Origin of the sequence: Xanthomarina maritima (genome assembly GCF_008084905.1) — a bacterium.
GTDB classification, from domain to species: domain Bacteria; phylum Bacteroidota; class Bacteroidia; order Flavobacteriales; family Flavobacteriaceae; genus Xanthomarina; species Xanthomarina maritima.
The window spans coordinates 234,192-247,359 of the sequence record NZ_VSFC01000062.1 but is presented as its reverse complement, the minus strand read 5'-3'; the positions used below and the strand labels follow the sequence as shown (position 1 = coordinate 247,359).

General features: G+C 30.2%; 18 protein-coding genes. All 18 read left to right on the top strand.

Annotation, left to right across the window (positions count from 1 at the left end; all coding sequences use genetic code 11):
• Position 1 precedes the first annotated feature (1 nt).
• The 18 genes from FVF61_RS13465 (at position 2) to FVF61_RS13380 (ending at position 13,167) form a co-directional block, all read left to right on the top strand.
• On the top strand, positions 2-433 hold the full coding sequence (locus FVF61_RS13465; RefSeq protein WP_148457279.1) for a hypothetical protein: 432 nt from the start codon (positions 2-4) through the stop codon (positions 431-433).
• Positions 433-888: an ABC transporter permease gene (locus FVF61_RS13460; RefSeq protein ID WP_148457277.1), complete on the top strand. Its 456-nt coding sequence runs from the start codon at positions 433-435 to the stop codon at positions 886-888. The genes FVF61_RS13465 and FVF61_RS13460 overlap by 1 nt, the downstream gene beginning before the upstream one ends.
• 6 nt (positions 889-894) lie before the next feature.
• The gene (locus FVF61_RS13455) at positions 895-1,305 is read left to right on the top strand and encodes a hypothetical protein (protein ID WP_148457275.1); all 411 of its coding nucleotides are present in this window, start codon (positions 895-897) and stop codon (positions 1,303-1,305) included.
• Positions 1,295-2,293: a BtrH N-terminal domain-containing protein gene (locus tag FVF61_RS13450; RefSeq protein WP_148457273.1), complete on the top strand. Its 999-nt coding sequence runs from the start codon at positions 1,295-1,297 to the stop codon at positions 2,291-2,293. Before FVF61_RS13455 ends, FVF61_RS13450 begins: the two co-directional genes overlap by 11 nt.
• A 1-nt stretch (position 2,294) precedes the next feature.
• Entirely contained in the window at positions 2,295-3,038 is a 744-nt protein-coding gene (locus tag FVF61_RS13445) for an ABC transporter ATP-binding protein (protein WP_148457271.1), read from the top strand.
• Positions 3,031-4,296 (top strand): ABC transporter permease, encoded by a 1,266-nt coding sequence (locus tag FVF61_RS13440; protein WP_148457269.1) that lies wholly within the window; start codon positions 3,031-3,033, stop codon positions 4,294-4,296. Before FVF61_RS13445 ends, FVF61_RS13440 begins: the two co-directional genes overlap by 8 nt.
• Complete coding sequence (locus tag FVF61_RS13435; RefSeq protein WP_148457268.1) at positions 4,274-4,726, top strand: acyl-CoA thioesterase; 453 nt, start codon at positions 4,274-4,276, stop codon at positions 4,724-4,726. Before FVF61_RS13440 ends, FVF61_RS13435 begins: the two co-directional genes overlap by 23 nt.
• Complete coding sequence (locus FVF61_RS13430) at positions 4,719-5,879, top strand: beta-ketoacyl-[acyl-carrier-protein] synthase family protein (protein WP_148457266.1); 1,161 nt, start codon at positions 4,719-4,721, stop codon at positions 5,877-5,879. Before FVF61_RS13435 ends, FVF61_RS13430 begins: the two co-directional genes overlap by 8 nt.
• Positions 5,872-6,939, top strand: coding sequence for a methyltransferase (locus tag FVF61_RS13425; protein WP_148457264.1), 1,068 nt, complete (start codon positions 5,872-5,874; stop codon positions 6,937-6,939). The genes FVF61_RS13430 and FVF61_RS13425 overlap by 8 nt, the downstream gene beginning before the upstream one ends.
• A gap of 1 nt (position 6,940) precedes the next feature.
• Positions 6,941-7,558: a 3-oxoacyl-ACP synthase gene (locus FVF61_RS13420; protein ID WP_148457262.1), complete on the top strand. Its 618-nt coding sequence runs from the start codon at positions 6,941-6,943 to the stop codon at positions 7,556-7,558.
• Between the two features lies 1 nt (position 7,559).
• Positions 7,560-7,817, top strand: coding sequence for a phosphopantetheine-binding protein (locus tag FVF61_RS13415; protein ID WP_148457259.1), 258 nt, complete (start codon positions 7,560-7,562; stop codon positions 7,815-7,817).
• Positions 7,818-7,923: 106 nt separating this feature from the next.
• Entirely contained in the window at positions 7,924-9,126 is a 1,203-nt protein-coding gene (locus tag FVF61_RS13410; RefSeq protein ID WP_148457257.1) for a beta-ketoacyl-[acyl-carrier-protein] synthase family protein, read from the top strand.
• Positions 9,127-9,137: 11 nt separating this feature from the next.
• A complete protein-coding gene (locus FVF61_RS13405) occupies positions 9,138-10,202 on the top strand; it encodes a beta-ketoacyl synthase chain length factor (protein ID WP_148457255.1) in 1,065 nt (354 codons plus the stop codon).
• Entirely contained in the window at positions 10,196-10,972 is a 777-nt protein-coding gene (locus tag FVF61_RS13400) for a polysaccharide deacetylase family protein (RefSeq protein ID WP_148457253.1), read from the top strand. The genes FVF61_RS13405 and FVF61_RS13400 overlap by 7 nt, the downstream gene beginning before the upstream one ends.
• Entirely contained in the window at positions 10,965-11,582 is a 618-nt protein-coding gene (locus tag FVF61_RS13395; protein WP_148457251.1) for a LolA family protein, read from the top strand. Before FVF61_RS13400 ends, FVF61_RS13395 begins: the two co-directional genes overlap by 8 nt.
• Entirely contained in the window at positions 11,563-12,174 is a 612-nt protein-coding gene (locus FVF61_RS13390; protein WP_148457249.1) for a hypothetical protein, read from the top strand. Before FVF61_RS13395 ends, FVF61_RS13390 begins: the two co-directional genes overlap by 20 nt.
• Positions 12,171-12,794, top strand: coding sequence for a porin family protein (locus tag FVF61_RS13385; protein ID WP_148457247.1), 624 nt, complete (start codon positions 12,171-12,173; stop codon positions 12,792-12,794). The genes FVF61_RS13390 and FVF61_RS13385 overlap by 4 nt, the downstream gene beginning before the upstream one ends.
• A gap of 7 nt (positions 12,795-12,801) precedes the next feature.
• A complete protein-coding gene (locus FVF61_RS13380; protein WP_148457245.1) occupies positions 12,802-13,167 on the top strand; it encodes a hotdog family protein in 366 nt (121 codons plus the stop codon).
• Position 13,168: the final 1 nt, after the last annotated feature.

Sequence of the window (13,168 nt, the reverse complement as noted above, 5' to 3'; positions counted from 1 at the left end):
AATGGCTTTACCACAGTTTCCAATAATTGATATTTCTCATTTAATTCCTCAAAAAACACCTTTTGTAATGGTGGATACTTTATTAGGCTTTTCTGAAAACAAAGTAACTTCTTCATTTAAAATAAAAGAAGATAATTTGTTTTTAAAAGACAATTTTTTATTGGAATCTGGATTGATTGAGAATATGGCACAAACTGTAGCACTTCATACTGGTTTCAATTTTTTTCTTAAAAAAGAAATAGCACCAACTGGATATATAGGCTCTATTAAAAAAGTAGACATTTTAAAACTACCTGTTTTAAATGATATCATAACTACTAAAGTAGATATTCTACATGAATTCAATGGCGTTACTATGGTTGCTGTAAAAGTATTTAACACAGAGAATGAAGAAATTGCTTCCAGTGAAATGAAAACTGTTATTGCTAACTAATGGATTTATCTAATTTAGATATTGCAAAATTCTTACCACACAGGTCACCATTTTTAATGGTGGACAATGTATTGTCTATTGATAAAGAACATGTCTCAACTTCTTTTACTATAAAACCAGATTGCATCTTCAATGATAATGGATTTTTTAATGAAGTTGGCTTAGTAGAAAATGCTGCTCAGACTTGTTCATCAATTGTTGGACAAAGCTTTTTTAAAGAAGATGATTTTGAAGGCAAAGGGGTGAAACTTATAGGTTTTATTAGTGCCATAAAAAAAGTAAAAATTAATTCATGTCCTAAAGTAGGTAGTACAATAATCACTAGTGCAAAATTAAAATCTCGATTTGACACAGACAATTACAGTTTATGTACTATTGAATGCTCTACAACCATACACCATATAGAAGAATTACTATCTTGCGAATTAAATTTGGTTATTCAGGAACTTAAATAATCTCTCATGAAAAAAGATGAAGTCCCTCAAGATAAAAGCAATTTAGAGTCGGCTAATTTTAAAGAATTATGCTATGCTGTTGATGAAAATGGCGAATATACAACCGTTAATAGTTCTGGTTGGGACCCAAAAACCATTGCATTAAATAAAGCTATTGAAGACATCAATGAACGTGTTGAAGATGCTAAGCAACGTGTTTTAAACAATAAAACAAGTCCTATCGAATATTATATGGAGTTTCATAAAATGGACCTTCCAATTTTATCTAGTTATGTTGGTTTATGGAAATGGCGTGTAAAAAGACATTTCAAACCTAAAGTATTTCAAAAACTATCAAACAACTTATTAATAAAATATGCCGATGTTTTCGACATTAGTATAGAACAATTAAAAGACATAAATCTTCATGGAAATTAATTTCACACATCATCAATCTGCACATTGCGAAAACGGTGTGATTTCTAATTTAATGAAACATCATGGCTATAATGTTAGCGAACCTATGGCTTTTGGTATAGGTTCTGGATTACTTTTTTGCTACATTCCATTTTTAATGGTTAATCATGCACCAGCATTTACTTATAGAGCCTTACCTGGCATAATTTTTAAACGTTTTGCTAAACGTGTTGGCATTAAAATTAAACGTGAAAAGTTTAAAAAACCACAACAAGCAAAAGCCAGATTAGATGAGAATTTAAAAAATAACAATCCAGTAGGTCTTCAGGTTGGTGTTTATAATTTGGTATATTTCCCAGACGAATATCGTTTTCACTTTAATGCGCATAATTTAGTGGTTTACGGAAAAGAAAACGATACGTACTTAATTAGCGATCCAGTTATGGAAACGGTAACGACACTAACAGAAAAAGAATTAGAAAAAGTTCGTTTTGCTAAAGGTGCTTTTGCTCCTAAAGGACATATTTATTATCCTGTAGATTTCCCTAAAGAATTAGATTTAGAAAAAGCCATAGTTAAAGGCATTAAGCATACTTGTAAAGATATGCTTGCTCCAATTCCTGTTTTAGGTGTTAAAGGTATTAGACATACTGCCAAACTTATTAGAAAATGGCCAAAGAAGAAAGGTGTTAAAAAAGCCAATCATTACTTGGGTCAAATAGTTAGAATGCAGGAAGAAATTGGAACTGGTGGTGGAGGTTTCAGATATATTTTTGCAGCATTCTTACAAGAATCAAGCAAAATTTTAAACAAGCCAGACCTTTCTGAGCTGTCAAAAGAAATGACATTGATTGGTGATTCATGGCGTGATTTTGCTGTAGATGCTTCAAGAATTTATAAAAACCGAAGTGCTAAAGAAGATGCTTACAACCATGTAGCTCTTCAATTAGAAGTAATTGCAGATAAAGAAGAAATCTTCTTTAAAAAATTAAAATTGGCAATTAAGTAATATGATAAACATTGAGCACATATCTAAAAAATATAAAAATGCAGATAATTACTCGTTATCTGATTTAAACCTGCTCATTCATGAAAAAGAAATTTTTGGTTTATTAGGCCCAAATGGAGCCGGAAAAACCACATTGATTTCTATTTTATGTTCTCTTATTAAACCAACATCAGGCTCCTTCTCTATTGATGGTTTAACTTATCAAAAAAATAAAAACCAACTGAAGCAACTTATAGGTATTGTTCCTCAAGAGTATGCTTTGTATCCTTCGTTAACAGCTTTCGAAAATTTAAAATATTTTGGAAGTATGTATGGTTTAAAAGGAAAATCTCTTGACGAAAAAATAAACAAATCTCTAGAACATCTAGGACTTCTATCATTTTCCAATAAGAAAATTGATACATTTTCTGGAGGCATGAAACGTCGTGTTAATTTAATTGCAAGCATTCTTCACAATCCTAAAGTGTTGTTTTTAGATGAACCAACGGTTGGAGTGGATGTACAATCAAAAAACGTGATTATTGAATTCCTTCAAGAATTAAATAAAAATGGAACTACAATCATTTACACGTCGCATCACTTAAATGAAGCTGAAACTTTTTGTACACGAGTAGCCATAATAGATCACGGAAAATTAATTATTAAAGGGAAACCAAAAGAGTTAATTGAAACTAGCAAAGGTTCACACAATCTGGAAGATGTTTTTATAAGTATAACTGGAAAAGCCTTAAGAGATCATGCATAAATTAATGGCTTCAGCATATAAAGAGTTTTTATTACTCATCAGAGATATTGGAGGTATTGCCATCCTATTTGTTATGCCTTTAGTCTTAATTGTAACCATTACTTTAATTCAAGACAGTACGTTTAAAACGGTTACAGATGCTAAAATTCCTATTCTAGTTGTTAATAATGATCAAGGCAATGTCTCAGAAACCATCTTAAAAGGATTAGAAGAATCGAATACATTTGAAGTAAATATAAAAAACTCCGAAGATATAGCAAAAGATCTTGTCTTTAAAGGAAAATATCAATTAGCTATTATTATTCCTGAAAACTTAACGACTGGATTGGAACAAAAAGTAGCACAAAATGTCGATGGTATTATTGAAAAATTTGGTCTTGAAGAATCAGATAGTCTTCCTAAAGCAACTATTGAAAGTAAAGAAGTGAAACTTTACTTCGATCCTGCTACTCAAATGACTTTTAAAAGTTCTGTGAAAAATGGCATTGATAAAATGGTGTCAAAAATAGAAACAGAGTCTATTTATAAAGCCTTTCAAGAAGAAATTACCGACGATCCAACAGAAGCTATATTTGAAACAGAAAACTTTATCATATTTAAAGAGATACTACCTAAAAAAGACAACGAAGAATATATTCCAAACTCGGTTCAACATAACGTTCCAGCTTGGACTTTGTTTGCCATCTTTTTTATAATAGTACCACTTTCAATCAACATTGTTAAAGAAAAAAGTCAAGGAACATTTGTTAGATTACGTACAAATCCTGTGTCTTATGCAGCCGTTTTAGGTGGAAAAACACTTATTTACCTAGTAGTTTGCCTTATTCAATTTGTGTTAATGTTGTTAGTTGGAGTCTATTTATTCCCAGCTATTGGCTTACCAACATTAGATATTTCTGGGAGATTACCACTCCTCTTTATAGTAGCCATTTTTGCTGGATTAGCTGCTATTGGCTTAGGATTATTATTAGGAACCATTGCAAAAACACAAGAACAATCAGCTCCTTTTGGGGCAACGTTTGTCGTTATATTAGCAGCTCTTGGTGGTGTTTGGGTTCCCGTATTTATTATGCCAAAATTCATGCAAACACTCTCTAATATTTCGCCAATGAATTGGGGTTTAAATGCATTTTACGATGTATTTTTGCGTCATGGTTCTCTATTAGATATTTTACCAGAAATTACATTACTATTCTTGTTTTTTATAGCAACCACATCAATTGCCATAGTTTATAATGAAAAGAAAAACACAGCCTAAACCAAAAGAAATTACGCATACAAGTCAAGTACGTGTTCGCTTTGTAGAAACAGATCCTTTGGGAATTGTTTGGCATGGCAATTACATACAGTATTTCGAAGATGGTCGTGAAGCTTTTGGAAGACATCATGGTATTTCTTATTTAGATCAAAAAAAATATGGCTTTGCAACTCCTATTGTAAAATCAAGTACAGACCATAAACTACCTTTAAGATATGGTGATATTGCTACTATTAAAACCATTTATGTAGATAGTCAAGCTGCTAAAATGATATTCCGTTATGAAATTTATAATCAGAATGAACAATTAGTTTGTACTGGAGAAACCATTCAGGTGTTTGTAGATAAAATAGGTGAAGGTGATTTGTGGTTAACCATTCCTTCTTTCTTTATGGATTGGAAAAAAAGTGAAGGTTTATTGGATGAATAGAACATATCTATCATATAACAACATTATTTCGTCACTAGGTTTTGACAGCAAAACTGTTGTTGAAAATGTACATAACGAAGTGTCTGGTTTAAAGTTAATTGAAAATTCACAAGCTCTTCCAGAACCTTTCTACTCAGCTTTAATTGATTCTAAAAAACTGAACGAAGCATTTAAAAAACTTCAACCTAAAGAAGATTATACGAGATTAGAAAAGATGATGATAACGTCTTTAAACGAAGTTGTCAAAACTTCCAATATTGAAATAAACGATCGTGTTGGCTTAATTATTTCAACAACTAAAGGCAATATAGATGCCTTAGATGACAATAATCCATTTCCAAAAGAACGTGCTTATTTAAGTGAATTAGGAAATAATATCAAAGAATTTTTTGGCTTTAAAAACGAAGCTATTATAGTTTCTAACGCTTGTGTTTCTGGTATTTTATCAGTTGCCATTGCAAAAAGATATATTCAACAAAACATGTATGACCATGTTTTTATTGTAAGTGGAGATGTTGTTACTGAATTTATTCTATCTGGTTTCAATTCGTTTCAGGCATTAAGTAATGAGCCTTGTAAACCTTACGATAAAAATAGATCAGGAATTAATATTGGCGAAGTTGCAGCAAGTGTTCTAGTAACTAATAGTTCTAATCTTTCAAAAGAAGCCGTTGAAATTCTTGGCGAAAGTTCTTGTAACGATGCCAACCATATTTCTGGTCCTTCAAGAACAGGTGAAGGTTTATACAAAAGCATGATAGCTGCATTAACTCAAGCAAACATGACAGCAAGAGATATCGATTATATTTCTGCTCATGGAACAGCAACCATGTTCAACGATGAAATGGAAGCCATTGCTATTAACAGATTAGAGTTACAAGATGTTCCATTAAATAGTTTAAAAGGCTATTTCGGTCATACCTTAGGTGCATCTGGATTATTGGAAACCATCGTTGGAATGCACTCTTTAAACAACAACACGCTTTACGCTTCGAAAGGATTTAAAAAATTAGGAGTTTCAAAACCAATCAATGTTATTAAAAAAACCACATCAAAAGAATTGAATACCTTTTTAAAAACCGCTTCTGGTTTTGGAGGTTGCAATACAGCCATCATATTTAAAAAATCAAACCAAACTAAAAATCATGTCTAAAAACTCAATTAAAGCTATAGATGCAATTCAAGAAGCACAAAAAATTGCTTTTGCTCCATTTGTCTTTCAAGCTGTTGTTTCATTACGTAAACTTGGTATTTTCGATTTAATTTTTGAAAGAAGAAAAAAAGGAGGTATTTCTATAGAAGAAATTGCAAAAGAATTATCGCTTAGCGCATATGGAGTAGGTGTTTTACTAGAAATTTCTGAAAGTTCTAATATTGTTTCAAAAAACGAAAATGATAACTATGAATTAACAACTATAGGTTATTATTTAAATTATCATAAAACAGTTGATGTCAATATTAACTTCACTCAAGATGTTTGTTATCAAGGCTTATTTTATTTAAATGAAGCCATTAAAACAGGAAAACCAGCAGGATTAAAAGTATTAGGGAATTGGAATACGGTTTACGAAGGTCTATCTCAACTAACACCTGAAGTTCAAAAAGCATGGTTTGAATTTGATCATCATTATTCTGACGATGTGTTTCAAGAAGCCTTAGAAACCGTTTTTAGAAACAACCCAAAAACCATATACGATGTTGGTGCAAACACTGGAAAATTTGCTATTAGCGGTAGTAGATACAACGATACTGTTTCTATAAAAATGGTCGATTTACCAGGACAATTAAAAATTGCTTTAAATAATATCAAAGAAGCTGGTTTTCAAGATCGAGTAACACATCATGAAATAGATTGGTTGTCTGAAAATCCTCAACTACCAAAAGGTGCAGATACCATTTGGATGAGTCAATTTTTGGATTGTTTTTCTGAAGAAGAAATTTTAACCATCTTAAAAGCTTGTGCTGCAGCAATAAAAGATGATGGTGAAATTCTAATCATGGAAACATTTACAGATCGTCAACGATTTGATAATGCCAAATTTGCTCTTGAAGCTACATCACTTTACTTTACAGTTATGGCAAATGGTAATTCTAAAATGTATTCAGCAAAAGTATTTATGAAGTTAATTGATAAAGCTGGATTAGAATTAAAAGAAGATATAGCTGTTGGAGAATATCATACCATTCTAGTTTGTAAAAAAAAGGAACTATAAATTGAATTCTAAATATAACATATCATCTTATATTCATATAAAGAATAATCAAGTTTCTTTAAATGGTTCTGTTATATTTATTGAAGAGCATTCAATTTTTACAAATTTCATAAAAGCTGCTTACAAAGCACAAAATACAAAATATCCAAAGTTTTTTAAAATGGATAACTTGAGTAAGTTAGCTTTTTTGGCAGCAGATATTTTACTCAAAAAACAAAACTTAAATGTGGAAAACAACAATAATATAGCATTGGTGTTTTCTAATAAAGCTTCAAGTTTAGATACAGATATATCGCACCAAAAAGCCATACAGCATAAAGATAATTATTTTCCAAGTCCAGCTGTTTTTGTATATACCTTACCTAATATTTGTCTTGGTGAGATAAGTATTAAATATAAACTATATACTGAAAATAGTTTTTTTATCTTTGAACACTTTAATGCAGAACATCTAATTGCAAATTCAAATAGTCTGTTAGACACAAATAAAGCAGAATCAGTGCTTTGTGGATGGGTAGAATTAGAAGGAGAAAATTATGAAGCCTTTTTATATTTGGTTTCAAAAGAAGGTACATTAGAACACAATAAACAGAACATAATAACATTATATAATACATAATATGGAAGCTTTAAAACAAGAATTAAAAGAAAACATTATCGAGCAATTAAACCTTGAAGATATGACAGTAGAAGATATTGCAGATGATGACATGCTTTTTGGAGATGGTTTAGCACTTGATTCTATTGATGCTTTAGAACTTATTGTTATGCTGGATAAAAACTATGGTATAAAATTAACAGACCCAAAAGAAGGTCGTGCTATTTTTGAATCTATCAATACAATGGCTGCCTACATTACTGAGCATAGATCTAAATAAACAAATTCCTGTGTAGATAGTAAACTCGAAGTAAACCAATTTATATTTAATTAATAAATTCCTGCTGAAGTTTATCTTGGGCAGAGCCGAAAGGCAGTAAATAAGTATGAGTAAAGGAATTGCTATAACTGGAATGGGAATAATTTCTGCTATTGGAAACAATGTTGCAGAAAATTTTCAGTCGCTTGTTGAAGCTAAAAAAGGGATTTCTAGAATTTCAAAAATTGATACCATTCATAAAGATGAGATTATGGTTGGTGAAATTGCTTATACTAATTCTGAACTAGAACAACTATTAGATTTATCTCCAGATAACAATTATTCTAGAACTGGACTACTAGGAGTGTTAGCTGCTAAAGAAGCTGTTGCAAATGCTGGTATTAAAGACATCAATACATATAAAACTGGATTAGTTTCAGCAACAAGTGTTGGAGGAATGGACATGACTGAACAGTATTATTACGAGTATCTGGAAAGTGACAGAAATTATAAATATATTGAAGGTCATCATGCTGGAGATTCCTCTCAAAAAATAGCCGAACAATTAGGTATAAATAAAAGTCTAGTAACAACTATTAGCACAGCTTGCTCGTCTGCCGCAAATGCCATCATGCTTGGAGCAAGGCTAATAAAATCTGGGCAATTAGATCGAGTGATTGTTGGAGGTTCAGACTGTATGTCTAAATTCACCATTAATGGTTTTAAAACCTTAATGATTCTTTCAGACACTTACAATACACCATTTGACGAAAATAGAAAGGGGCTAAATTTAGGTGAAGCAGCTGCTTACTTAGTTTTAGAATCTGATGCTGTTGTAAAAGCTGAAAATAAAAATGTATTAGCATATATAAAAGGTTATGGAAATGCGAATGATGCGTTCCACCAAACTGCTTCATCAGATCATGGAGATGGAGCTACTTTAGCCATGGAAAAAGCTTTACAAGTAGCTGGTTATTCTGCTAAAGATATAGATTACATTAATGCGCATGGAACAGCTACTGGAAATAACGATTTATCTGAAGGTAGAGCAATCATTCGAGTGTTTGGTGAAAATGTTCCTGAATTCAGCTCCACAAAAGCATATACAGGACATACTCTTGCTGCTGCTGGAGCTATAGAAGCTGTTTATTCTATTTTAGCATTACAAAACAATGTGATTTATCCAAATCTGAATTTTAAAACTCAAATGAAAGAATTCAGTATAACACCTCAACTAAAGCTTAAAGAAAAAACATTACAAACGGTTATGTCTAATTCCTTTGGTTTTGGTGGAAATTGTTCAACAGTCATATTTTCTAAAGAACAATAATTGGTTAAACTATGAAAAAAGTCTACATCAATAGCATAGCTTGTATTTCAGCTCAAAAAACATTCGATAATTCGGAGTTTTTAGACGAGGTTATTATTCATGAAGACCAAGTAGTATATGCTGTAGAACCTGTTTATAAAGACTTCATTCCTCCTGCTGCTGCAAGACGTATGGCAAAAGGCATAAAAATGGGAGTGGCAGCTTCTAAAATGGCTATAAAAGAAGCTAATTTAAAAAATGTAGACGCTATAATTACTGGAACTGGAATGGGTTGTTTACGTGATTCTGAAAAGTTTTTAAGTGGTATTATTGATAACAACGAGCAGTTTTTAACACCAACATCCTTTATTCAATCTACACACAATACCGTTGGTGGACAGATAGCCTTAGAACTTCAATGTAAAGGTTATAATTTTACTTATGTGCATGGAAGTAATTCCTTTGAATCTGCTTTATTAGATGCCAAACTTCAAATAGAATTAGATGAAGCTCAAAATATTTTAATTGGTGGCGTTGATGAATTAGGAGAGCATACTACCAAACTACATAAATTAATCCATCATATTAAAGAGGAAAAAGTAACAACAAATACCTTATTAGAATCTAAATCTAGTGGGTCTATGTTTAGCGAAGGAGCTAGTTTTTTTGTGCTAGCCAATAAAAAACAAGAATCAACTTATGCTGAAGTCGTTTCAGTTAAAATATATAATACTTTATCTCAAAATGAGGTTTCTGAATTAGTTTTAAGTTTTTTAAAAGAAAACGACTTGGATATCGAAGATATAGATGCTGTTGTTTTAGGAAATAATGGTGATTTTAAATTTGATGGATTTTATAATGAACTAACTTCAACCATCTTTAATAACACACAACAAATTTGCTACAAACATCTTTTTGGCGAATTCAATACAGTTTCACCTATGGGTATTTGGGTAGCTTTAAAAATATTGAAAACACAAACACTTCCTGAGATCTTAAAACTAAATAAAAAAGAAACTTCTTCCTATAAATACATCTTACTTTATAATCAGTATCGTGGAGAAAATCATAGTTTCACTTTACTTAAAACATGCTAAACTTTAAAACTGTAAACATATTTTCACTTATTGTTTTAATAGGTTTAATTGTGACTTACTTTTTATTTAGCATCTCTTTTTGGTGGTTTCTTTTGTTAGGTTTTATTTGGTTATCAATAACTGCCTTAGGCTCTGGATTGATTGGTTGGAATTATCATATAAATTCTCTTAACTGTAATCCTTCCATTTCAAAAAATCAAGTTGCTATTACTTTTGACGATGGTCCAAATGTAGAACTCACTCCTAAAGTCTTGGAACTTTTAAAACAATATCAAGTCAAAGCCACATTTTTCTGTATAGGAAAGTATGTTGAAGCTTATCCTGAACTTTTCAAAAGAATCATTAAAGAAGGCCATACCGTTGGAAACCACACCTATTCACACGATAATATGTTCGGGTTTTTTAGTACTGAAAAAGTCATTTTAGAATTAAAACAAACCAATAAATTAGTTTCAGATAAAACAGGGTTAAAATTAAAACTTTACAGACCTGCTTTTGGCGTTACAAATCCTAGAATTAAAAAAGCATTGAAAGAAACTAACCTAATAGCTATTGGATGGAATAAACGCTCTTTAGATACTACAAACTTAAGTAAAGAATCCATTTTAAAACGAGCTTCCAAAAACCTAAAAAAAGGGGATGTTATTTTACTTCATGATTCAAATGAAAAAACATTATGGGTTTTGGAACAGTTATTGTTAATTTTACAAAAGCAAAATTTACAAGCTGTTACTATAGATAGTTTGTTTAATATAGAACCTTATGCGTAGTATTGTTTTTCTTATATTTTTTATTTCTGTCATGGTTCAGGCGCAAACAAAAATGTCTGCTCCAGAAGCTCAATCTTTAAAAACATTAGTAAAAAACCAAGCGTTGACAACTAAAACTATTTCAAGTGATTTCACACAATACAAACATTTAGATTTTTTATCGAACGATATAATCACCAAAGGAACCTTAGCTTTTAAAACGCCTAATTTAGTTAAATGGGAATATGTAGATCCTTATAAATACACTGTTATTTTTAGAAACGAAACCCTTTACATTAACGACGAAGGCAAAAAAAATCAAGTAGATATGGGTTCTAACAAATTGTTTAAGCAATTAAATAGTTTGATTATTAATAGCATAAAAGGAGATATGTTTGATGATGAAGCTTTTAATATTGAATATTTTAAAACTGATACAAATAGCCTCGTTTATTTTATACCTAAAGATAAAAAATCTTCAAAATACATAGATGCATTTCATATAACTTTCAATTCTAAAGGAGATGTTGTTGAAGTAAAAATGATAGAGCCTTCTGGAGATTTTACTAAAATCGTTTTCACAAATAAAGAATTAAACAAACCTCTTGCTGATGCGATTTTTACTAATTAGCATATATTTTATTTTAGTTTCTTGTGGTAGTTATCCTAAAAATCAAAACTTTCATTTAGTTAGTTCGGCATCAAAAAATATAGTAAACCCTTATTTTTCAGACGAATCAATAGATTACGTTTATAAAACATCCATAGATATTTATAATAATTCTTTTGGAGGCCTTTTAATTATTAAAAAAGTTGATAAACAAGAACATAGAATAGCATTTACAACAGAAATGGGAAATAAACTTTTCGATTTTTCTTTTAATGGAGATTCTTTTAAAGTAAATTATATTCTAGACGAGCTTAATAAAAAAATTCTCATTAACATGTTAAACAAAGATTTTAAAGTGTTAATTACCGAAAATCTTCATGTTTCAAATTCTTTTACAGAAGATAATAATCGTATTTTTGAATCTACAATTAACAATAAAAAATATTATTACTATTTCAATAAAAACCAATTAACTCAAGTTGTCAGAGCTAATAACGGGAAAGAAAAAGTAGCTTTTTTATTCTTAGAAATAAGTGATAATATTGCAGAGCAAATATCAATAAAACACAATAATATTAAACTAGAAATCAACTTAAAATCAATTACCCAATGAAAAAATTATTTTTAGCAATTGCCTTTGTTGCAATAAGTTTACCTACTTTCTCTCAAGTAAAAGTTCGCCCAGGATTAAGAATGGGAATAAATTTATCGAATATTACAAACATTGATAATACTGAAAGAAAAGTAGGATTTAATGGAGCTATGTTTGCAAATATTCATTTTGCAAGATTTTATGAGTTACAACCAGAATTAACTTATTCAAACCAAGGATTTAAACGAAACGATTATGCTTATTATGATCCTTATTATGGTGACGTTATTCATATGGAAGGAGATAATTTTAATATTCATTATGTAGGAATGTCAGTTGCTAACAAATTTTTTGTGGTACCAAATATTGGTTTGCATTTTATAGTTGGTCCAAGTGTTGAAGTAAATATATCTGATGATTCTGATTACGATGAAATAACTCCTATAGACTTTTCTTTATTTGGAGGAATTGGATACGAATTTAAATTCGGTTTAAGTCTAGAAGCTAGATACAAGCAAGGATTTATAGATATTAGAGATGACTATTTTGATTATATAGACGATAACGATTATGATTATTATGATGATAATTTCTTAAATTCTTCATTTCAATTTAGTGTGTCTTACAAATTCGATTTTTAAAACGTATATGTTATTAAAAGATTTTTATAAAGTAACTAATTTAGTTGTTGCCGAAAACTTGGCAACAGCTTATATTACTATTAACAAAAACCACGAAATTTTTAAAGGTCATTTTCCTGGAAACCCAGTAACTCCAGGTGTTTGCATGATGCAAATTATTAAAGAATTAACAGAGCAGATTGTAGACAAAAAACTCTTTATGGAATCGTCTAGTAATGTTAAATTTATGGCTATAATTAATCCAGAAATAACACCAGATTTAGTTCTTGAATTAGATATTACAGAAACAGAAACTGGTTATAAAGTAAAAAATTGTACGACTTTTAATGAAACTGTGGCATTAAAATTGACTAATAATTACATTATAAAATAAA

What these genes read in the sequence shown, in the direction of transcription:
- FVF61_RS13465 (WP_148457279.1), top strand. Translation starts at nt 2, where the DNA reads ATGGCTTTACCACAGTTTCCAATAATTGATATTTCTCATTTAATTCCT.
- FVF61_RS13460 (WP_148457277.1), top strand. Translation starts at nt 433, where the DNA reads ATGGATTTATCTAATTTAGATATTGCAAAATTCTTACCACACAGGTCA.
- FVF61_RS13455 (WP_148457275.1), top strand. Translation starts at nt 895, where the DNA reads ATGAAAAAAGATGAAGTCCCTCAAGATAAAAGCAATTTAGAGTCGGCT.
- FVF61_RS13450 (WP_148457273.1), top strand. Translation starts at nt 1,295, where the DNA reads ATGGAAATTAATTTCACACATCATCAATCTGCACATTGCGAAAACGGT.
- FVF61_RS13445 (WP_148457271.1), top strand. Translation starts at nt 2,295, where the DNA reads ATGATAAACATTGAGCACATATCTAAAAAATATAAAAATGCAGATAAT.
- FVF61_RS13440 (WP_148457269.1), top strand. Translation starts at nt 3,031, where the DNA reads ATGCATAAATTAATGGCTTCAGCATATAAAGAGTTTTTATTACTCATC.
- FVF61_RS13435 (WP_148457268.1), top strand. Translation starts at nt 4,274, where the DNA reads ATGAAAAGAAAAACACAGCCTAAACCAAAAGAAATTACGCATACAAGT.
- FVF61_RS13430 (WP_148457266.1), top strand. Translation starts at nt 4,719, where the DNA reads ATGAATAGAACATATCTATCATATAACAACATTATTTCGTCACTAGGT.
- FVF61_RS13425 (WP_148457264.1), top strand. Translation starts at nt 5,872, where the DNA reads ATGTCTAAAAACTCAATTAAAGCTATAGATGCAATTCAAGAAGCACAA.
- FVF61_RS13415 (WP_148457259.1), top strand. Translation starts at nt 7,560, where the DNA reads ATGGAAGCTTTAAAACAAGAATTAAAAGAAAACATTATCGAGCAATTA.
- FVF61_RS13410 (WP_148457257.1), top strand. Translation starts at nt 7,924, where the DNA reads ATGAGTAAAGGAATTGCTATAACTGGAATGGGAATAATTTCTGCTATT.
- FVF61_RS13405 (WP_148457255.1), top strand. Translation starts at nt 9,138, where the DNA reads ATGAAAAAAGTCTACATCAATAGCATAGCTTGTATTTCAGCTCAAAAA.
- FVF61_RS13400 (WP_148457253.1), top strand. Translation starts at nt 10,196, where the DNA reads ATGCTAAACTTTAAAACTGTAAACATATTTTCACTTATTGTTTTAATA.
- FVF61_RS13395 (WP_148457251.1), top strand. Translation starts at nt 10,965, where the DNA reads ATGCGTAGTATTGTTTTTCTTATATTTTTTATTTCTGTCATGGTTCAG.
- FVF61_RS13390 (WP_148457249.1), top strand. Translation starts at nt 11,563, where the DNA reads ATGCGATTTTTACTAATTAGCATATATTTTATTTTAGTTTCTTGTGGT.
- FVF61_RS13385 (WP_148457247.1), top strand. Translation starts at nt 12,171, where the DNA reads ATGAAAAAATTATTTTTAGCAATTGCCTTTGTTGCAATAAGTTTACCT.
- FVF61_RS13380 (WP_148457245.1), top strand. Translation starts at nt 12,802, where the DNA reads ATGTTATTAAAAGATTTTTATAAAGTAACTAATTTAGTTGTTGCCGAA.